Source organism: Pseudomonas sp. Pseusp9 (assembly GCF_059491265.1).
This window is the reverse complement of the sequence record NZ_CP168500.1, coordinates 5436149-5453966: the sequence shown is the minus strand read 5'-3', so window position 1 is coordinate 5453966 and position 17818 is coordinate 5436149. Positions and strand designations below refer to the sequence as shown.

The window sequence follows — 17818 nt, the reverse complement described above, 5'->3', positions numbered from 1 at the left end:
TTGACTTGTCAAAGTACGCACTATTCAGTAAGATCCGCCGTCTAATTTACAGGGCGGCCCCTGAGGCTATAAAGAATGAAAACTTTTACTGCTAAACCGGAAACAGTAAAGCGCGACTGGTTTGTCGTCGACGCTGCTGGTCAGACCCTGGGTCGTCTGGCCACCGAAATCGCGAGCCGTCTGCGTGGCAAGCACAAGCCTGAGTACACTCCTCACGTTGACACCGGCGACTACATCGTCGTAATCAACGCTGAGCAGATCCGTGTTACCGGTGCTAAAACCACTGACAAAATGTACTACTCCCACTCCGGTTTCCCGGGCGGCATCAAGTCGATCAACTTTGAAAAGCTGATCGCCAAGGCCCCTGAGCGCGTGATCGAGACCGCGGTCAAAGGCATGCTGCCTAAGAACCCGCTGGGTCGCGACATGTACCGTAAGCTGAAAGTATATGCGGGCGCTGCACACCCTCATACTGCTCAGCAGCCCCAAGAACTGAAGATTTAACGGAATAGTTCATTATGTCGGCGACTCAAAATTACGGCACTGGCCGTCGCAAGACCGCAACCGCACGCGTTTTCCTGCGTCCGGGTACTGGTAACATCTCCATCAACAACCGTTCGCTGGATAATTTCTTCGGCCGCGAAACTGCCCGCATGGTAGTTCGTCAGCCGCTGGAATTGACTGAGACTGTCGAGAAGTTCGACATCTACGTCACCGTGATCGGCGGTGGTGTAAGTGGTCAGGCTGGCGCAATCCGCCACGGCATCACTCGCGCTCTGATGGACTACGACGAGACTCTGCGCAGCGCCCTGCGTAAAGCCGGCTTCGTAACCCGCGATGCTCGTGAAGTTGAACGTAAGAAAGTCGGTCTGCGTAAAGCGCGTAAGCGTCCGCAGTACTCGAAGCGTTAATTCGCTTTCACGTTCAAAAAAGAACGCCCAGTATCCTCGCGGAGCTGGGCGTTTTTTTATGCCTGCGATTTATCAAAGAATTGCGCTGTGACAACTTGCCACATCCGCAGACGCCCTATACTACAAGGCTTGGGGGTGATGGGCTCCGGTAATTACCTTGTCAGGATTGGGGCTTTTCATTACCATTCGGCAAAATTTTTATAAGTACATAGATTTACTTAGTAGATGCCTGATTTAACAGGCCACAAAGCTGATGGGAGAGGACTGAATGAGCAATGACGGCGTGAATGCAGGCCGGCGTCGCTTCTTGGTAGCAGCCACATCCGTGGTGGGTGCTGCAGGAGCGGTGGGGGCTGCGGTCCCGTTCGTGGGGTCATGGTTTCCCAGTGCCAAGGCGAAAGCCGCAGGTGCACCGGTGAAAGTGAATGTCAGCAAAGTCGAGCCAGGCCAGCAGATGATTGCTGAGTGGCGCGGCCAGCCGGTGTTCATTGTCCGCCGTACACCGGAAATCCTGGGGAATCTGAAGAAGATCGAGGGTCAGCTCGTTGATCCGACCTCCAAGAACTCGACACAACCGACTTACGTTGATCCGGAAACCCGTTCGATCAAGCCTGAGATTCTGCTGCTGATCGGTATCTGCACGCACCTGGGTTGCTCGCCGACCTTCCGTCCTGAAGTGGCACCTGCGGATCTGGGCAAAGACTGGGTGGGTGGTTATTTCTGCCCTTGCCACGGTTCCCACTACGATCTGGCTGGTCGCGTCTACAAGTCGCAACCTGCGCCTTTGAACCTGCCAGTTCCCCCGCATTCCTATGAGACCGATGAGATCATTATCATTGGCGTCGATACGGAGAAAGCGTGATGAACAAATTCATGGATTGGGTTGACGCACGCTTTCCCGCAACCAAGATGTGGGAAGACCATCTCAGCAAGTATTACGCTCCAAAAAATTTCAATTTCTTCTATTTCTTCGGCTCCCTGGCGCTGCTCGTTCTGGTCAACCAGATCGTTACCGGTGTCTGGCTGACCATGAGCTACAACCCGTCGGCGGAAGAGGCATTCGCCTCCGTCGAATACATCATGCGCGACGTCGAGTACGGCTCGATCCTGCGTCTGCTGCACTCCACCGGCGCTTCGGCGTTCTTCATCGTGGTCTATCTGCACATGTTCCGTGGCCTGCTCTACGGTTCGTACCAGAAGCCGCGTGAACTTGTGTGGGTCTTCGGCATGCTGATCTACCTGGCATTGATGGCCGAAGCCTTCATGGGGTACCTGCTGCCGTGGGGGCAGATGTCCTACTGGGGTGCCCAGGTAATCATCTCGCTGTTCGGTGCGATTCCGGTCATCGGCAACGACCTGACCCAATGGATTCGTGGTGACTACCTGATTTCCGGCATTACCCTGAACCGCTTCTTCGCCTTGCACGTGGTTGCCCTGCCGATCGTTATCCTTGGTCTGGTGGTGTTGCACATCCTGGCGTTGCACGAGGTTGGTTCGAACAACCCGGATGGCGTGGACATCAAGAAGCACAAGGACGAAAACGGCATACCGCTGGACGGCATTGCCTTCCACCCCTACTACACCGTGAAAGATATCGTCGGCGTGGTGGTGTTCCTGTTCATCTTCTGCTCGATCGTGTTCTTCTTCCCGGAAATGGGCGGCTACTTCCTCGAAAAGCCGAACTTTGAAGTGGCGAACGCCTTCAAGACCCCAGAGCACATCGCTCCGGTCTGGTACTTCACCCCGTTCTACGCCATCTTGCGTGCGATTCCCGACAAGCTCCTGGGTGTGATCGCCATGGGCGCAGCGATTGCCGTGCTGTTCGTCCTGCCATGGCTGGACCGTAGCCCGGTCAAGTCGATGCGCTACAAGGGCTGGCTGAGCAAGATCTGGCTCTGGGTGTTCTGCATCGCGTTCGTGATCCTGGGCGTGCTGGGCGTGCTGGCCCCAACCCCTGAGCGTACGTTGCTGTCGCAGGTATGTACCTTCCTGTACTTCGCCTACTTCATTCTGATGCCGTTCTACACCAGGCTCGAGAAGACCAAACCGGTTCCGGAAAGGGTGACTGGCTGATGAAAAAACTATTTGCTGTATTGATGCTTGCTGCGCTGCCAGTGTTCGCTTTCGCAGCAGAACACGGTGGCCCCGAGCTGGAAAAAGTCGACATCGACGTTTCCGATAAAGCAGCCATGCAGGATGGCGCACGTACGTTCTCCAACTACTGCATGGGTTGCCACAGTGCCAAGTTCCAGCGCTACGAGCGTGTTGCCGACGACCTGGGCATTCCCCATGAGCTGATGATGGAGAAGCTGATGTTCACCGGCGCCAAGATTGGCGACCACATGAGCATCGGCATGCAACCGGCGGACGCCAAGGCATGGTTCGGCGCGGCGCCACCGGACCTGACCCTGGTTGCCCGTGTTCGCGGTACTGACTGGCTCTACGGTTACCTGAGGTCGTTCTACGAAGATCCGGCGCGTCCATGGGGTGTGAACAACAAGGTCTTCCCGAACGTGGGTATGCCTAACGTCCTGGCCGGCCTGCAAGGTCGTCAGGTGGTTGGTTGCAAACAGGTTCAGATTGTCGAAGACGGCAAGAAGCAATATGACCCTCTGACCGGTACGGCGCTGACTCATGAAGCGTGCGATCAGTTGACCATCCTGCCGAAAAGCGGTGCCCTGACTGCAGAGCAGTTCGATGAGAAGGTCAAGAATCTGGTAACCTTCCTGGCTTACTCGGCTAACCCGGTTAAGCTGCAACATCAGCGCATCGGTACATACGTATTGCTGTACCTGGCGTTCTTCTTCGTATTCGCTTACCTGCTCAAGCGCGAATACTGGAAAGACGTGCACTGATAAAGCTTCAAGCTATTGCTGTTAATCGCGCGCGCCCAAGGGCGCCTCTGAGGATGTAGCGAAACTGGTGATCCAGTCGTTACGGGAGGCGCCCTCTGGGCGCGCTCGTTTTTCCGCGTTCGATTATTTCTACAAGCGAGGAGGATCGCCATGGGCGTGACCAATCGGTTGGCCTGTTACTCCGACCCCGCCGACCACTATTCCCACCGAGTGCGCATCGTACTGGCAGAGAAGGGTGTCAGCGCCGAGATCATTTACGTGGAAGCTGGACGCCAGCCACCTAAACTGATTGAAGTGAACCCTTACGGCAGCTTGCCCACCCTGGTCGATCGCGACCTGGCGTTGTGGGAGTCGACTGTGGTGATGGAATATCTGGATGAGCGTTACCCGCACCCGCCGCTGCTGCCGGTTTATCCTGTGGCGCGTGCCAATAGTCGCCTGCTGATGCACCGCATTCAGCGTGACTGGTGTGGTCTGGTGGATCTGATTCTGGATTCGCGGACCAAGGAGGCGGCCCGTGCCGTGGCCCGCAAAGAGTTGCGCGAAAGTCTGACGGGTGTGTCGCCGCTGTTCGCCGACAAACCGTTTTTCCTCAGTGAGGAACAAAGTCTGGTGGACTGCTGCCTACTGCCAATACTCTGGCGATTGCCGATTATGGGTATAGAACTGCCGCGGCCGGCCAAGCCGCTGCTTGATTATATGGAGCGCCAGTTTGCGCGTGAGGCTTTCCAGGCGAGTCTGTCTGGTGTCGAACGCGACATGCGCTGAGGCTTAAGGAGCCGCTATGAACTCCAGTCGACCTTATCTGGTCCGCGCGCTCTATGAGTGGATTGTGGACAATGATTGCACCCCGCACATGCTGGTCAATTCCGAGTACCCGTCGGTACAGGTGCCACAGGGGTTTGCCAGTGACGGGCAGATCGTCCTGAACGTATCGCCGCAAGCCGTGCGTCACTTGCACATGGATAACGAGGCGGTCACTTTCGAGGGGCGCTTTGGTGGCGTGCCGCACACCCTTTACGTGCCAATCGCTTCGATCTTGGGTATCTACGCCCGGGAGAATGGTCAGGGCATGGTGTTTGATCTGGAATCGCCGATGGGCGAGGACGATGAGATCGAACCGGATGACGATCTTCCACCACCGGACAGCGAGCCGCCGCGTCCGAGCGGTCGCCCGAGTTTGAAGGTGGTGAAATAAAAAAAAGGGTGATCCGCAAGGGTCACCCTTTTTTATTCCACCACCTTCAAACGATGTAGGAGCGAGCCTGCTCGCGATGGACGTTAACGATGACGCGTGCAGTCTGAATAAACGCGGTGTCATTGCGTTTTTCGCGAGCAAGCTCGCTCCTACAGGGTCAGTCGATGTATTCGAACAATTTCACAATCTTCTGCACACCGGAAACCCCTTGCACCAGGTTGGTCGCCTGCGCGGCTTCCTGTTTGGTCAGCAGGCCCAGCATGTAGACAATGCCGTTTTCAGTGACGACCTTGATGCGCGAACCAGGGATGTTCGCATCGGCGAGCATCTGGGTCTTGATCTTGGTGGTCAGCCAGGTGTCGTTCTGGCGTGCCAGCAACGAGGAGGGTGGCAGGACTTGCAGTTCGTTGTGCACCTGCTTCACGCGCTGGACCGCGGCAGCGGCCTGTTCGGCCTTGGCCTTGAGATCTGCGCGTGGCGTTTGCCCGGCAAGCAGCACGACACCGTTGAAGCTGGTGACGACGATGTGTGAATCCTTGTCCAGGGCCGGGTCGGCCTTGGCGACGTTCACGCCAACCTTGGTGTCGATCAGAGAGTCGTCGATCTTGCTGCCCAGTGTGCGAGTACCGCGGTCATCTTCAATCGGCGCCTCACGGCTGGCCGTCACTACCGAGGTGCAGCCGCTGATGCCGAGGCACAGGGTCAAGGCCAACAGGCCAAGGCGATTAGGGGTCATTCTTCACTCCCGAACAATTGGCTGTCGATCAAATCGCATAGGCAATGGATCGCCAGCAGGTGGACTTCTTGAATACGAGCGGTGACGTTGGCCGGTACGCGAATCTCGACGTCCTCGGGCAACAGCAGCGACGCCATGCCGCCGCCATCACGACCCGTTAATGCTACGACAATCATTTCGCGATCATGTGCGGCCTGGATCGCCTGAATTATGTTGGCCGAGTTGCCGCTGGTGGAGATAGCCAGCAGCACATCGCCCGGTTGGCCGAGTGCGCGGATCTGCTTGGAGAAGATTTCGTTGTAGCTGTAGTCGTTGGCGATCGAGGTGATCGTCGAGCTGTCGGTCGTCAGGGCGATGGCCGGCAGGCTCGGGCGTTCGCGCTCAAAGCGGTTGAGCAGCTCGGACGAGAAGTGCTGGGCGTCGCCGGCAGAGCCGCCGTTGCCACAGGAAAGCATTTTGCCTTCGTTGAGCAGGGCGTTGACCATGACCTGGCTGGCTTGCTCGATGTGCGGTGCAAGTACTTCCATCGCCTGTTGCTTGGTGTCGATACTGGCCTGAAAAAGCTGGCGAATTCGGGATTGCATGTCCATCTGTGTGACCTTAATTAGCGCGGCTGTTCGGCACGTGAATGTGCAGCCCGCAAAGCAAAGAGCAAAAGTGTTGGGTGATAGTGTCCGGTTCGCAATGCCGGCAATCAGCCGTCGAAGGCATTCTGTAGCCAGTTCAACTGATCGAGGTTGCTGTCGATGGCAATCACGTCGAAGCGGCAAGGGGAATTGGCCCAGCGCGACTCGCACTGAAGAAAATACTGCGCGGCGAAAATCAGTTTTTGCCGTTTACGCTCATCGATGCTATCGAGCGCGCCACCCCATTGAGTGTTTTTTCGGTAACGGACTTCAACGAATACTACTGTATCGCCATCTAGCATGACCAGATCAAGCTCGCCGCGTTTACACAACCAGTTCTGCGCCAGCAGGCGCAGACCCTGTTGTTGAAGATGCTCGAGCGCATGGCGCTCGGCATCCTTACCGCTTTGCCGGCGTGACCTGTCGGGCATCAGCGAGCGGTGTCCGGCAGGCGCTGAACCTGGCCATTGGCGAATTGGGCCCATGGCAACTGGCGCACGACACGCTGGCTCTGAGTCATGCCAAGGCTGCCCGATTCACCGTCGATTCGGCTGTTCGGCAGAGACTTGAGTTGGCCCAGGCGTGGTGCCAGTCGATAAGCATCCACGCCCATGGCATACAGACGACCCAGGCTGCCGGCGGCTTGTGGCCACTGGGCGGTGACCTGGCGGCGCAGTGGGTCGTTGGCGTCCAGCAACCATGGCGTCTCGCAGAAGCGGATGCCATTCATGTCGTTGTACTGGTTGACGTCACCGCTGGCACTGAACACGTGGGAGGTGGCGTAGACCGGAACATCACCAGCGTACTGGAAGTTCAGGGTCGGTTTGATCTGCTGGGCCTGTTGCGGTGTTGCTGCCAGGAAGATGAACTCGATGTCCTGGCGGCGCGATGGCTGGGCTGCTACTTGCGAGCCAACCGTGCTTTGCAGGCTCTTGGCGCGACCTTCGCTCTGACGCAGCTGGAACATGTCGGCAATCTGCTGGGCCAATTGGACCGGCTGATCGACGCGTTCAGTGGCGACGATGCTGCCGCCATTGGCTTGCCAGTCCTGGCTGAACGCCTTGAGCACGCGGTCGCCCCATTCGCCTTTCGGCACCATGATGGCTGCGCGATGCAGGCCGTCGGCACGAGCGCGGCGCGACACTTCGCGGGCTTCGTCTTCAGCGGCCAGGCCAAACTGGAACAGCTGCGCCGGGCCTTGATCGCCTTCGCTGTAGTTCAGCGCCAGCGTGGTGATCGGCAATTGCGGACGAGTGCTCAGCTGTTTGACCAGCGGCTTCTCCAGCGGTCCTACGACCAGTTGCACGCCATCGGCCTGGGCCTTGCGGTAGAACTCGTCCATGGAGGTCAGGTGCGAGCTGTCATAAAACTCGATGGCAGGTGGTTTCTGCCCGGCCTGTTGTGCCTGGTAGTGAGCGGCCATGAAACCGTCGCGCAGTGCTTTGCCGACCGAGGCCAAGGGGCCATCCTGAGGCAGCAGCAGGGCGATCTTGTTCAGGGGCTGGCTGGCCAGTTCCTTGAGTTGGGTCAGTGGCTGCGGCAATTGAAGGGCGGCCGGGTGCTTCGGATGCTGCGCACGCCAGTTATCGATGGCGGCCTGCTGCTGCTCAAGGGTGCCGGCGGATTTCACGGCCAGCGCCAGGGCCATCCAGCCGCCGAGGTCGTCGGTGGTGTTCGGCTGCAACTGGTCGGTCGGCAGCGAAGCGATCAGGGCCCAGATGGCTTCGTGGTTCTTGCTCGCGGCTTCACCTTTGAGCATCGGGGCAATGAAAATGCGCTCGCGAGCAGCGGCGAGGGTCTGGCCATCGGCTTCCAGTGCGCGGGCGTGAACGGTGCCGGTGCGCACCTGTTGCTCTACCGGCAGTTCGCTCAAGCGCTGCAGGCTTGGATGGCTCAAGGCCGTCAGCGCTGCCTTGGGCTGATTGCGGGTCATGGCCAGTTCAGCCGCCAGAGTGTTGGCGAAAACCTGTTGGCCCGGCTTGAGCTGCTCGATCGGAACCTGTTGCAGGATTTGCGCGGACTGGCCGGCATTGCCCTGGTGATAGGCCAGGTCGGCAGCGCTCAAGCGCAGCAGGGCGGCATCTTCCGGTGATTTGCTTTGGGCGGCCTTCGCAAGCAGTTGCTCGATACTGGCGTCCGGTGTCCGTGGAAGTTCGCCAAGGCTGGAGGAGGGCGAGCTGGCGCAAGCCGCCAGCAAGGCAGCGAGGCAGAGGGCAGATAACAGCCGCAGGCAAGCGATCATGTAAGCGTTCCTGATACTCGATCAAATTAGCGTGGAATTGTACCCAAGCACTGGCCGGGGCGCGATGTTAGTGGCGTGAATCGATCAATTTAGCTGGTGAAAATGTTGCGCCAGTGCGCAAACGGTCGGCGATACCTCGATTGCTTGCGCGTATCGTGTGTCTCGCTACGCGCTACAATGGCGACTTTTACCGATCATGAGGTGTGCGCTTTGACTGCTCCAGGTGCTTTGAATTCCGCTGCTGGCTCGCTTTATGTGGTGGCGACGCCCATCGGCAACCTGGATGACATCAGTGCGCGGGCGCTGAAGATTCTGCGTGAAGTGGCATTGATCGCCGCGGAAGACACCCGTCATTCCCAGCGTTTGATGCAACACTTCGGCATTTCGACACCATTGGCAGCCTGCCATGAGCATAACGAAAGGGATGAAGGTAGTCGTTTTATCACTCGTCTGCTTGCCGGTGACAATGTGGCGTTGATCTCCGACGCCGGGACGCCGCTGATTTCCGATCCGGGCTATCACCTGGTGCGGCAGGCTCGGGCCGCGGGTATTGATGTGGTGCCGGTTCCGGGTGCCTGCGCATTGATCGCAGCATTGTCCGCGGCGGGGCTGCCTTCCGACCGATTCATTTTCGAAGGTTTCCTGCCGGCCAAGGCGGTGGGGCGGCGGGTGCGCCTGGAGCAGGTAAAGGAAGAGCCTCGCACCTTGATCTTCTATGAGGCTCCCCATCGCATTCTGGAATGCCTGCAAGACATGGAACTGGTGTTCGGCCCCGAGCGCCCGGCGCTGCTTGCCCGTGAGTTGACCAAGACGTTTGAAACGCTCAAGGGGCTGCCGCTGGCTGAGTTGCGCGAATTCGTCGAGTCGGACAGCAATCAGCAGCGCGGCGAGTGCGTGGTGTTGGTGGCGGGCTGGTCTGCCCCCGAGGAGGAGGGCGCCGTCAGCAGCGAGGCGATGCGCATCCTCAACCTGTTGCTCGAAGAGATGCCGCTCAAGCGGGCGGCGGCTTTGGCGGCGCAAATCACCGGCGAACGAAAGAATGTGCTGTACCAGATTGCCCTGGATAAACAGAAAGCCGAGTAAAAACCCGACGCACAGGCGTGCTGAAGGGCGCTTGGCGCTTGTTCTTCGGGCGCTCTGCCGGTAACCTTCGCGGCGGAGAGTCGATCGGACAGTCGCTGCCCTCTATGAAAATTAGGGGGGGGAGGAAAGTCCGGGCTCCATAGGGCGAAGTGCCAGGTAATGCCTGGGAGGCGTGAGCCTACGGAAAGTGCCACAGAAAATAACCGCCTAAGCGCTTCGGCGCCGGTAAGGGTGAAAAGGTGCGGTAAGAGCGCACCGCACGTCTGGTAACAGTTCGTGGCTAGGTAAACCCCACTTGGAGCAAGACCAAATAGGGTCCCAAGGCGTGGCCCGCGCTGGGACCGGGTAGGTTGCTAAAGATGTCCAGTGATGGCCATCGTAGACGAATGACTGTTCAAGACAGAACCCGGCTTACAGATCGACTCTCCACCTTTTTTCACCCCTCTGCTTAAATTGTTGAGCAGGGTGCTGGTGGTAGCAATGAGCCCGTAATTGGGGTGGTCGCATAAACTCCGCATAGTAGCCATTTCCCTCCTTGCACAATCGTCAGCAGAACCTCTTTTGTAATACCGAAAAAATCTTACTCTTAATAAATTACTTTAACTTCCGAATGCAGCCTCCTGTGCTGATTCAAGTTATCGGGCAGTTTCATCTGCTGGATTCTCGTTGCCCCTCCGTTAATGCTCCTAAATCTCAGTTCTGTAAGGGTTTTCCTTTGATCCGCGCCTTGACGGTGTGGTGGGCGCATTCCTATAGTGTGCGCAAGTGGCGGAAAGTGGCATGAAGTGGGTTTTTTGAACTCAAAACGCTAGAATTTGGAGAAACGCTGACGTGTTTCGCGGAGCCAACGCTATCAGTCTCGATGCAAAGGGCCGTCTCGCCATGCCGAGCCGGTACCGTGACGAGCTCGATTCGCGTAGTTCCGGTCAATTGATCGTAACAATTGATGCCGTTGATCCTTGTTTGTGTGTTTATCCGCTCGATGAGTGGGAAATAATTGAAACCAAACTGCGCGCACTGCCTTCGCTTCGCGAAGAGAACCGCCGCCTGCAACGTTTACTGATTGGTAATGCCGTCGACCTCGAGCTCGATGGCAGTGGTCGTTTCCTGGTTCCGCCGCGTCTTCGTGAATATGCCAAGTTGGATAAGCGCGCGATGTTGGTAGGCCAGCTGAACAAGTTCCAATTGTGGGACGAGGATGCCTGGAACGCGGTTTCTGCCGCTGACCTGGCTGCTATTCAACAACCGGGCGCCATGCCTGACGAACTGCGTGATTTGATCCTGTGACTATTGATAGCGGCTTTAACCACATCACCGTACTGCTTGACGAAGCCGTCGAGGCTCTCGCCGTACGTCCTGATGGCTGCTATCTGGACGGCACGTTCGGACGCGGCGGGCACAGCCGGTTGATCCTCAGCCAACTCGGCCCCGATGGCCGGTTGCTCGGATTCGATAAAGATCCACAAGCGATTGCCACCGGGCAGACGCTAGCGGCCGAAGACGGCCGCTTTGTCGTTGTGCAGCGCAGCTTTGCCGAGCTTGGTTCGGAAGTCGCCGAGCGCGGTCTGGCCGGCAAGGTCAGCGGCGTTCTGCTGGATCTTGGCGTGTCCTCGCCACAGCTTGACGACCCTGAGCGCGGTTTCAGTTTCCTGAATGATGGTCCGCTGGACATGCGCATGGATCCGTCCCGTGGCATCAGCGCTGCCGAATTCGTCAACACCGCACCCGTGGAAGAAATCGCCCGCGTGTTCAAGGAATACGGCGAAGAGCGTTTCTCCGGTCGCATGGCCCGTGCCGTGGTCGAACGTCGCGACATCAAGCCATTCGAGCGCACCGGTGACCTGGCAGAAGTCCTGAAAGTCGCCAACCCTGCGTGGGAAAAGGGCAAGAACCCTGCAACCCGTGCTTTCCAGGGATTGCGTATTCACGTCAACAACGAACTGGGTGATCTGGAGGCCGGCCTCGAAGCCGCGCTGGAATGCCTGGAAGTGGGCGGTCGTCTGGTGGTGATCAGCTTCCATTCGCTGGAAGACCGCATCGTCAAACTGTTCATGCGCAAGCTGGTGAAAGGCGAAGCCGACAACCTGCCGCGCAACCTGCCGGTTCGGCACGTCGCCTTCGAACCGAAAATCAAAGTCCATGGCAAAGCGCAGACGGCCTCCGACGCCGAACTCAAAGCCAACCCACGTTCCCGTAGCGCTGTCATGCGTGTGGCGGAGAAGCTGCGGTGAGCAAGCTTTTCGCCAAGCCTTTGCCCGGCGGAAGCTTCTTCATGCTGCTGCTGTTTGTTGCCGTGCTCGTTTCGGCCATCGGCGTGTCTTATAGCGCCCACTGGAATCGCCAGTTATTGAATACGCTGTACAACGAATTGAGCGTGCGCGACAAGGCGCAAGCCGAGTGGGGCCGGTTGATTCTGGAGCAGAGTACCTGGACCGCCCACAGTCGTATCGAAGTGCTGGCCACCGAACAATTGAAAATGCACATACCCGGTGCCGCTGACGTGAAAATGGTGGCGCCATGATGAAACTCGAAGGTGCACTCTTTCCTTGGCGGTTCCGCGTGGTCCTGGGTTTGCTCGGCGTCATGGTGGTCGCGATTGCCTGGCGTATCATCGACCTGCAAGTCGTCGACCGTGACTTCCTTAAAGGTCAGGGCGATGCGCGCAGTGTCCGTCATATTCCGATTCCGGCTCACCGTGGTCTGATCACCGACCGTAACGGCGAGCCTCTGGCCGTCAGTACCCCGGTGACCACGCTGTGGGCCAACGCCAAAGAAATGCAGCTGGAGAAAGACAAGTGGCCAGCACTGGCTGCAGCGCTGGGGCAAGACCCCAAGGCCCTGACCGAGCGGCTTGAAGCCCAGGCCAACAAAGAATTCATCTACCTGGTGCGCGGGCTGACGCCGGAGCAGGGGCAAGCCGTGCTCGACCTGAAGGTGCCGGGTGTCTACGGCATCGAAGAGTTCCGGCGCTTTTATCCTGCCGGCGAAGTCACCGCTCATATGGTCGGGTTTACCGATATCGACGATCACGGTCGTGAAGGTGTCGAGCTGGCCTACGACGAGTGGCTGGCCGGGGTCCCTGGCAAGCGTCAGGTGATCAAGGACCGGCGCGGCCGGCTGATCAAGGATGTCCAGGTCACCAAAAACGCCAAGGCCGGCAAGCCCTTGGCGTTGTCCATTGATCTGCGCCTGCAATACCTGGCCAACCGCGAATTGCGCAACGCGATCATCGAGAACGGCGCCAAGGCCGGCAGCCTGGTGATCATGGATGTGAAGACCGGCGAGATTCTCGCGATGGTCAACCAGCCGACCTACAACCCGAACAACCGTCGCAACCTGCAGCCGGCGATGATGCGTAACCGCGCAATGATCGACGTGTTCGAACCCGGTTCGACCATGAAAGCGATCTCGATGAGCGCCGCGATCGAAACCGGCCGCTGGAAACCAAGCGACACGGTCGAGGTGTATCCGGGCTCGTTGCAGATCGGCAAGTACACCATCAAGGACGTATCCAAGACCGAAGGCCCGGTGCTCGACCTGACCGGCATTCTGATCAACTCCAGTAACGTCGGCATGAGCAAGGTCGCCTTCGACATCGGCGGCGAAACGATTTTCCGCCTGGCGCAGAAAGTCGGCCTCGGCCAGGACACCGGTCTGGGCTTCCCGGGCGAGCGCGTCGGCAACCTGCCGAACTACCGCGAATGGCGCAAGGCGGAAACCGCCACGCTGTCCTATGGCTACGGTATCTCCGTGACCGCGATCCAGTTGGTCCACGCCTTCTCGGCCCTGGCCAACAACGGTCGCCTCGCACCTTTGACGTTGATCAAGACCGACAAAGCGCCGCAAACCACCCAGGTGTTGCCGGAGGCCGTCGCGAAAACCATGCAAGGCATGTTGCAGCAAGTGATCGAGGCCCCGCGCGGTGTGTTCCGTGCGCAAGTGCCGGCGTATCACGTGGGCGGCAAGTCTGGTACTGCGCGTAAAACATCGGTTGGTACCAAGGGGTACGCCGAGAACTCCTATCGTTCGCTGTTCGCCGGTTTCGGCCCGATGAGCGATCCGCGTTACGCCATCGTGGTCGTCATCGATGAGCCGACCAAGGCCGGTTACTTCGGTGGCCTGGTTTCCGCGCCGGTGTTCAGCCGCGTGATGTCGGGCACCCTGCGCCTGATGAACATCACGCCGGACAACCTGCCACCTACTCAACAAGCGAACGCTACACCGGTCGTTCCGCTGAAAGCCAATGGAGGGCGCGGCTGATGTCTCTGAGCCTGAACAAGATTTTCCCTCACGCCGGCCACGATCTGCTGATTCGCGAGCTCGCCCTGGACAGCCGCAATGTGCGCGCAGGTGATCTGTTCCTCGCCGTGCCTGGCGGGAAGTTCGATGGGCGTGCGCACATTGCCGACGCCTTGCAACGCGGTGCTGCTGCAGTGGCCTATGAAGTCGAAGGCGTCACGGTCCTGCCGATCACTGAAGTGCCGCTGATTCCGGTCAAGGGGCTGGCGGCCCAGTTGTCGGACATCGCCGGGCGTTTTTATGGCGAGCCGAGTCATCACCTGAATCTGGTGGGTGTCACCGGTACCAACGGCAAGACCAGCGTGACCCAACTGGTCGCCCAGGCACTGGACCTGCTTGGCCAGCACTGCGGCCTGGTCGGCACGCTCGGTTGCGGTTTCTATGGCGCGCTGGAAAGCGGCCTGCATACCACGCCGAATCCGATTGCCATGCAAGCCACCCTGGCGGACCTGAAAAAGGCCGGGGCCAAAGCCGTGGCGATGGAAGTTTCTTCCCATGGCCTGGACCAGGGCCGTGTGACGGCATTGGCCTTCGATGTGGCGGTGATGACCAACCTGTCCCGCGATCACCTGGATTACCACGGCACCATGCAGGCCTATGGCGAAGCCAAGGCCAGGCTGTTTGCCTGGAATGATTTGAAATGCCGCGTGGTCAATCTCGACGACGGGTTCGGCAGGCAATTGGCCGCGGACAAGCGCGAGTCGCGACTGATCACCTATAGCCTGGAAGATTCCAGTGCCTACCTGTATTGCCGCCAGGCGCAATTCGACGACGAAGGCGTGCGCGCCACGCTGGTCACGCCGCAGGGCGAGCATCTGTTGCGTAGCGCTTTGCTCGGTCGCTTCAACCTGAGCAATGTCCTGGCGGCGGTCGGCGCGTTGCTCGGTCTGGATTACGCCCTTGACGAAATCCTCCAGGTGCTGCCGAAGCTCGAAGGCCCGGCCGGTCGCATGCAGCGTCTGGGTGGTGGCTCGCAGCCGTTGGTGGTGGTCGATTACGCCCACACCCCGGATGCCCTGGAAAAAGTGCTGCTGGCTCTGCGCCCACACGCCAAAGGCAAGCTGCTATGCCTGTTCGGCTGTGGCGGTGACCGTGATCGCGGCAAGCGTCCGCTGATGGCAGAGGTGGTCGAGCGTCTGGCCGATCGCGTGCTGGTCACCGATGACAATCCGCGTACGGAAGACCCCTCGGTGATTTTCGATGACATCCGAGCCGGTTTCACCGCTGTGGATAAAGTGGAGTTCGTTGCCGGTCGCGGTCAGGCGATTGCCCGCTTGATCGCCAGTGCCTCGGTGGATGACGTGATTGTCCTGGCCGGTAAAGGTCACGAGGACTATCAGGAAATCAACGGCGAGCGTCATGCCTTTTCCGATCTGGTCGAGGCTGATCGCGCCTTGACCGCGTGGGAGGTGGCCCATGCTTGAGGCCTTGAAACTGAGCGAGCTGGTTGGCGTGCTGAGTGCTCGCCTGGTGTCCACCGATGCCAGCTTCGACGGCGTCAGCATCGACAGTCGCGCGATCAAGCCGGGCCAACTGTTCATTGCCCTGGCCGGTCCGCGTTTTGACGGTCATGACTACCTGAATGAAGTCGCCGCCAAAGGTGCAGTCGCCGCATTGGTCGAGCGCGAAGTCGCCGATAGCACCTTGCCGCAATTGCTGGTCAAGGACGCCCGCCAGGCTCTCGGCCAGTTGGGCGCGCTGAATCGTGCGGCGTTCACCAAGCCTGTCGCCGCCGTCACCGGTTCCAGCGGCAAGACCACGGTCAAGGAAATGCTCGCAAGCATCCTGCGTACCCGCGGTTCGGTACTGGCGACCCGTGGCAACCTGAACAACGACCTCGGCGTGCCGCTGACCCTGCTCGAACTCGCCCCGGAACACGACGCGGCGGTGATCGAGTTGGGCGCATCGCGTCTGGGTGAAATCGCTTACACCGTTGGGCTGACCAAGCCACATGTGGCGATCCTCAACAACGCAGGAACCGCCCACGTAGGCGAGTTCGGCGGGCCGGAGAAAATCGTCGAGGCCAAGGGCGAAATCATCGAAGGGCTGGCGGCCGATGGCGTCGCCGTGCTCAATCTCGATGACAAGGCGTTTGGTATCTGGAAAGCCCGCGCAGGCGCCCGCAAGGTGCTGACGTTCGCCCTGAGCAACACTCAGGCGGATTTCCACGCCAGTGACCTGGCCACCGATGCCCGTGGTTGCCCGGCGTTCAATCTGCACAGCGCTGAAGGTGTGGAGCGCGTTCAACTGAATCTGCTCGGCACCCATAACGTCGCCAATGCCATGGCCGCCGCGGCGGCCGCTCATGCTCTGGGTGTGTCGCTGTTGGGCATCGCTACCGGCCTGGGCGCGGTGCAACCGGTCAAGGGGCGCACCGTAGCGCAATTGGCCAGCAACGGCATGCGCGTGATCGATGACACTTACAACGCGAACCCCACCTCCATGTGCGCTGCCGTTGATATACTGGCCGGCTTTTCCGGTCGCACCGTCCTGGTGCTCGGAGATATCGGCGAGTTGGGCGATTGGGCGGAGCAGGGGCACCGCGACGTGGGCGCGTACGCCCGTGGCAAGGTTTCTGCGCTGTACGCCGTCGGGCCAATGATGGCTCACGCCGTGAACGCATTCGGTCCTCAGGCTTTTCACTTCAGCACGCAGGCTGAACTGATCAAGGCCCTGGACGCCGAGCAAGACACAAACACCACCATTTTGATCAAGGGGTCGCGCAGCGCTGCGATGGAAAACGTCGTCGCCGCCTTGTGCGAGTCCAGTCTGGAGAAACATTAATGCTGCTGCTGCTAGCGGAGTATCTGCAACAGTTCTACAAAGGCTTCGCGGTCTTCCAGTACCTGACCCTGCGCGGGATTCTTGGTGTACTGACCGCGCTGGTCTTGTCGCTGTGCTATGGCCCCTGGATGATCCGCACGTTGCAGAACCGTCAGATCGGTCAATCCGTTCGCAACGACGGCCCGCAGTCGCACCTGTCCAAGTCGGGTACACCGACCATGGGTGGCGCGCTGATCCTGTCCTCCATCGGTGTCAGCACCCTGCTCTGGGCTGACCTGAGCAACCGTTACGTCTGGGTCGTACTGCTGGTGACCTTGCTGTTCGGCGCCATCGGCTGGGTCGACGACTACCGCAAGGTCATCGAGAAAAACTCCCGTGGCCTGCCAAGTCGCTGGAAGTATTTCTGGCAGTCGGTATTTGGCCTGGGCGCAGCGATCTTCCTGTATGTGACTGCCGCCACTCCAGTGGAAACCACGCTGATCCTGCCGATGCTCAAGGACTACAGCATTCCGCTGGGCGCAGGTTTCATCGTCCTGACCTATTTCGTGATTGTCGGTTCGAGCAATGCGGTCAACCTGACCGACGGCCTCGATGGCCTGGCGATCATGCCGACAGTGATGGTGGGCGGCGGCCTGGGCATTTTCTGCTACCTGTCGGGTAACGTGAAATTCGCCGAATACCTGCTGATTCCTTACGTACCGGGCGCGGGCGAATTGATCGTGTTCTGTGGTGCCCTGATCGGTGCGGGCCTTGGTTTCCTCTGGTTCAACACCTATCCGGCACAAGTCTTCATGGGCGACGTCGGCGCACTGGCGCTGGGCGCGGCCCTGGGCACCATCGCGGTGATTGTCCGTCAGGAAATCGTCCTGTTCATCATGGGCGGCGTGTTCGTGATGGAAACCCTGTCCGTGGTCATTCAGGTCGCCTCTTTCAAACTGACCGGTCGCCGCGTATTCCGCATGGCGCCCATTCACCACCACTTTGAACTCAAGGGCTGGCCCGAGCCACGCGTGATCGTCCGTTTCTGGATCATCACCGTGATTCTCGTGCTGATTGGCCTTGCCACCCTGAAGCTGAGGTAGAA

19 protein-coding genes and 1 other RNA gene are annotated in these 17818 nt (G+C 59.2%); 16 read left to right on the top strand and 4 right to left on the bottom strand.

Annotation, left to right across the window (positions count from 1 at the left end; translation table 11 throughout):
- Positions 1–75: 75 nt before the first annotated feature.
- From rplM to ACEN8E_RS24735, 7 genes are all read left to right on the top strand, one after another.
- Positions 76–504 (top strand): 50S ribosomal protein L13, encoded by a 429-nt coding sequence (gene rplM / locus ACEN8E_RS24765; RefSeq protein ID WP_003228062.1) that lies wholly within the window; start codon positions 76–78, stop codon positions 502–504.
- 14 nt (positions 505–518) lie between these two features.
- On the top strand, positions 519–911 hold the full coding sequence (gene rpsI, locus ACEN8E_RS24760; protein ID WP_003228056.1) for a 30S ribosomal protein S9: 393 nt from the start codon (positions 519–521) through the stop codon (positions 909–911).
- Between the two features lie 268 nt (positions 912–1179).
- Positions 1180–1773, top strand: coding sequence for a ubiquinol-cytochrome c reductase iron-sulfur subunit (gene petA / locus ACEN8E_RS24755; protein WP_495590235.1), 594 nt, complete (start codon positions 1180–1182; stop codon positions 1771–1773).
- Positions 1773–2984 (top strand): cytochrome b, encoded by a 1212-nt coding sequence (locus ACEN8E_RS24750; RefSeq protein ID WP_429365854.1) that lies wholly within the window; start codon positions 1773–1775, stop codon positions 2982–2984. Before petA ends, ACEN8E_RS24750 begins: the two co-directional genes overlap by 1 nt.
- Complete coding sequence (locus ACEN8E_RS24745; RefSeq protein WP_495590234.1) at positions 2984–3766, top strand: cytochrome c1; 783 nt, start codon at positions 2984–2986, stop codon at positions 3764–3766. Before ACEN8E_RS24750 ends, ACEN8E_RS24745 begins: the two co-directional genes overlap by 1 nt.
- Positions 3767–3916: 150 nt before the next feature.
- Positions 3917–4534, top strand: a complete 618-nt coding sequence (locus ACEN8E_RS24740) for a glutathione S-transferase N-terminal domain-containing protein (RefSeq protein WP_495590233.1) — start codon at positions 3917–3919, stop codon at positions 4532–4534.
- Between the two features lie 16 nt (positions 4535–4550).
- Positions 4551–4964: a ClpXP protease specificity-enhancing factor gene (locus ACEN8E_RS24735; protein WP_495590232.1), complete on the top strand. Its 414-nt coding sequence runs from the start codon at positions 4551–4553 to the stop codon at positions 4962–4964.
- Positions 4965–5121: 157 nt separating this feature from the next.
- On the opposite strand, the gene ACEN8E_RS24730 is transcribed toward ACEN8E_RS24735, so the two are convergent.
- From ACEN8E_RS24730 to ACEN8E_RS24715, 4 genes are all read right to left on the bottom strand, one after another.
- Positions 5122–5700, bottom strand: coding sequence for a BON domain-containing protein (locus ACEN8E_RS24730; protein ID WP_495590231.1), 579 nt, complete (start codon positions 5698–5700; stop codon positions 5122–5124).
- The gene (locus ACEN8E_RS24725; protein ID WP_007972584.1) at positions 5697–6290 is read right to left on the bottom strand and encodes a phosphoheptose isomerase; all 594 of its coding nucleotides are present in this window, start codon (positions 6288–6290) and stop codon (positions 5697–5699) included. The genes ACEN8E_RS24730 and ACEN8E_RS24725 overlap by 4 nt, the downstream gene beginning before the upstream one ends.
- Before the next feature lie 104 nt (positions 6291–6394).
- The gene (locus ACEN8E_RS24720) at positions 6395–6757 is read right to left on the bottom strand and encodes a YraN family protein (protein WP_495593391.1); all 363 of its coding nucleotides are present in this window, start codon (positions 6755–6757) and stop codon (positions 6395–6397) included.
- Entirely contained in the window at positions 6757–8568 is a 1812-nt protein-coding gene (locus ACEN8E_RS24715; RefSeq protein WP_495590230.1) for a penicillin-binding protein activator, read from the bottom strand. The genes ACEN8E_RS24720 and ACEN8E_RS24715 overlap by 1 nt, the downstream gene beginning before the upstream one ends.
- Positions 8569–8745: 177 nt before the next feature.
- Here ACEN8E_RS24715 and rsmI point away from each other — a divergent pair, with 177 nt between their 5' ends.
- From rsmI to mraY, 9 genes are all read left to right on the top strand, one after another.
- Entirely contained in the window at positions 8746–9651 is a 906-nt protein-coding gene (rsmI, locus tag ACEN8E_RS24710) for a 16S rRNA (cytidine(1402)-2'-O)-methyltransferase (protein ID WP_495590229.1), read from the top strand.
- Positions 9652–9727: 76 nt separating this feature from the next.
- An RNA gene (gene rnpB, locus ACEN8E_RS24705) (RNase P RNA component class A) lies at positions 9728–10081 on the top strand.
- 401 nt (positions 10082–10482) lie between these two features.
- A complete protein-coding gene (mraZ, locus tag ACEN8E_RS24700; protein WP_007917012.1) occupies positions 10483–10938 on the top strand; it encodes a division/cell wall cluster transcriptional repressor MraZ in 456 nt (151 codons plus the stop codon).
- Positions 10935–11882, top strand: coding sequence for a 16S rRNA (cytosine(1402)-N(4))-methyltransferase RsmH (rsmH, locus tag ACEN8E_RS24695; RefSeq protein WP_495590228.1), 948 nt, complete (start codon positions 10935–10937; stop codon positions 11880–11882). The genes mraZ and rsmH overlap by 4 nt, the downstream gene beginning before the upstream one ends.
- Positions 11879–12172, top strand: a complete 294-nt coding sequence (gene ftsL, locus ACEN8E_RS24690) for a cell division protein FtsL (protein WP_008016694.1) — start codon at positions 11879–11881, stop codon at positions 12170–12172. The genes rsmH and ftsL overlap by 4 nt, the downstream gene beginning before the upstream one ends.
- Positions 12172–13911, top strand: coding sequence for a peptidoglycan D,D-transpeptidase FtsI family protein (locus ACEN8E_RS24685; protein WP_495593390.1), 1740 nt, complete (start codon positions 12172–12174; stop codon positions 13909–13911). The genes ftsL and ACEN8E_RS24685 overlap by 1 nt, the downstream gene beginning before the upstream one ends.
- Positions 13911–15374, top strand: coding sequence for a UDP-N-acetylmuramoyl-L-alanyl-D-glutamate--2,6-diaminopimelate ligase (locus ACEN8E_RS24680; protein WP_495590227.1), 1464 nt, complete (start codon positions 13911–13913; stop codon positions 15372–15374). The genes ACEN8E_RS24685 and ACEN8E_RS24680 overlap by 1 nt, the downstream gene beginning before the upstream one ends.
- Positions 15367–16734, top strand: a complete 1368-nt coding sequence (locus tag ACEN8E_RS24675) for a UDP-N-acetylmuramoyl-tripeptide--D-alanyl-D-alanine ligase (protein ID WP_495590226.1) — start codon at positions 15367–15369, stop codon at positions 16732–16734. The genes ACEN8E_RS24680 and ACEN8E_RS24675 overlap by 8 nt, the downstream gene beginning before the upstream one ends.
- Positions 16734–17816: a phospho-N-acetylmuramoyl-pentapeptide-transferase gene (gene mraY / locus ACEN8E_RS24670; RefSeq protein ID WP_007998264.1), complete on the top strand. Its 1083-nt coding sequence runs from the start codon at positions 16734–16736 to the stop codon at positions 17814–17816. The genes ACEN8E_RS24675 and mraY overlap by 1 nt, the downstream gene beginning before the upstream one ends.
- Positions 17817–17818: the final 2 nt, after the last annotated feature.

Coding starts and splice junctions, on each gene's coding strand:
- rplM (WP_003228062.1), top strand. CDS start 76: ATGAAAACTTTTACTGCTAAACCGGAAACAGTAAAGCGCGACTGGTTT.
- mraY (WP_007998264.1), top strand. CDS start 16,734: ATGCTGCTGCTGCTAGCGGAGTATCTGCAACAGTTCTACAAAGGCTTC.
- petA (WP_495590235.1), top strand. CDS start 1,180: ATGAGCAATGACGGCGTGAATGCAGGCCGGCGTCGCTTCTTGGTAGCA.
- ACEN8E_RS24750 (WP_429365854.1), top strand. CDS start 1,773: ATGAACAAATTCATGGATTGGGTTGACGCACGCTTTCCCGCAACCAAG.
- ACEN8E_RS24740 (WP_495590233.1), top strand. CDS start 3,917: ATGGGCGTGACCAATCGGTTGGCCTGTTACTCCGACCCCGCCGACCAC.
- ACEN8E_RS24745 (WP_495590234.1), top strand. CDS start 2,984: ATGAAAAAACTATTTGCTGTATTGATGCTTGCTGCGCTGCCAGTGTTC.
- ACEN8E_RS24720 (WP_495593391.1), bottom strand. CDS start 6,757: ATGCCCGACAGGTCACGCCGGCAAAGCGGTAAGGATGCCGAGCGCCAT.
- ACEN8E_RS24735 (WP_495590232.1), top strand. CDS start 4,551: ATGAACTCCAGTCGACCTTATCTGGTCCGCGCGCTCTATGAGTGGATT.
- ACEN8E_RS24715 (WP_495590230.1), bottom strand. CDS start 8,568: ATGATCGCTTGCCTGCGGCTGTTATCTGCCCTCTGCCTCGCTGCCTTG.
- ACEN8E_RS24725 (WP_007972584.1), bottom strand. CDS start 6,290: ATGGACATGCAATCCCGAATTCGCCAGCTTTTTCAGGCCAGTATCGAC.
- rpsI (WP_003228056.1), top strand. CDS start 519: ATGTCGGCGACTCAAAATTACGGCACTGGCCGTCGCAAGACCGCAACC.
- ACEN8E_RS24730 (WP_495590231.1), bottom strand. CDS start 5,700: ATGACCCCTAATCGCCTTGGCCTGTTGGCCTTGACCCTGTGCCTCGGC.
- ACEN8E_RS24680 (WP_495590227.1), top strand. CDS start 13,911: ATGTCTCTGAGCCTGAACAAGATTTTCCCTCACGCCGGCCACGATCTG.
- ACEN8E_RS24675 (WP_495590226.1), top strand. CDS start 15,367: ATGCTTGAGGCCTTGAAACTGAGCGAGCTGGTTGGCGTGCTGAGTGCT.
- ACEN8E_RS24685 (WP_495593390.1), top strand. CDS start 12,172: ATGAAACTCGAAGGTGCACTCTTTCCTTGGCGGTTCCGCGTGGTCCTG.
- rsmI (WP_495590229.1), top strand. CDS start 8,746: ATGGCGACTTTTACCGATCATGAGGTGTGCGCTTTGACTGCTCCAGGT.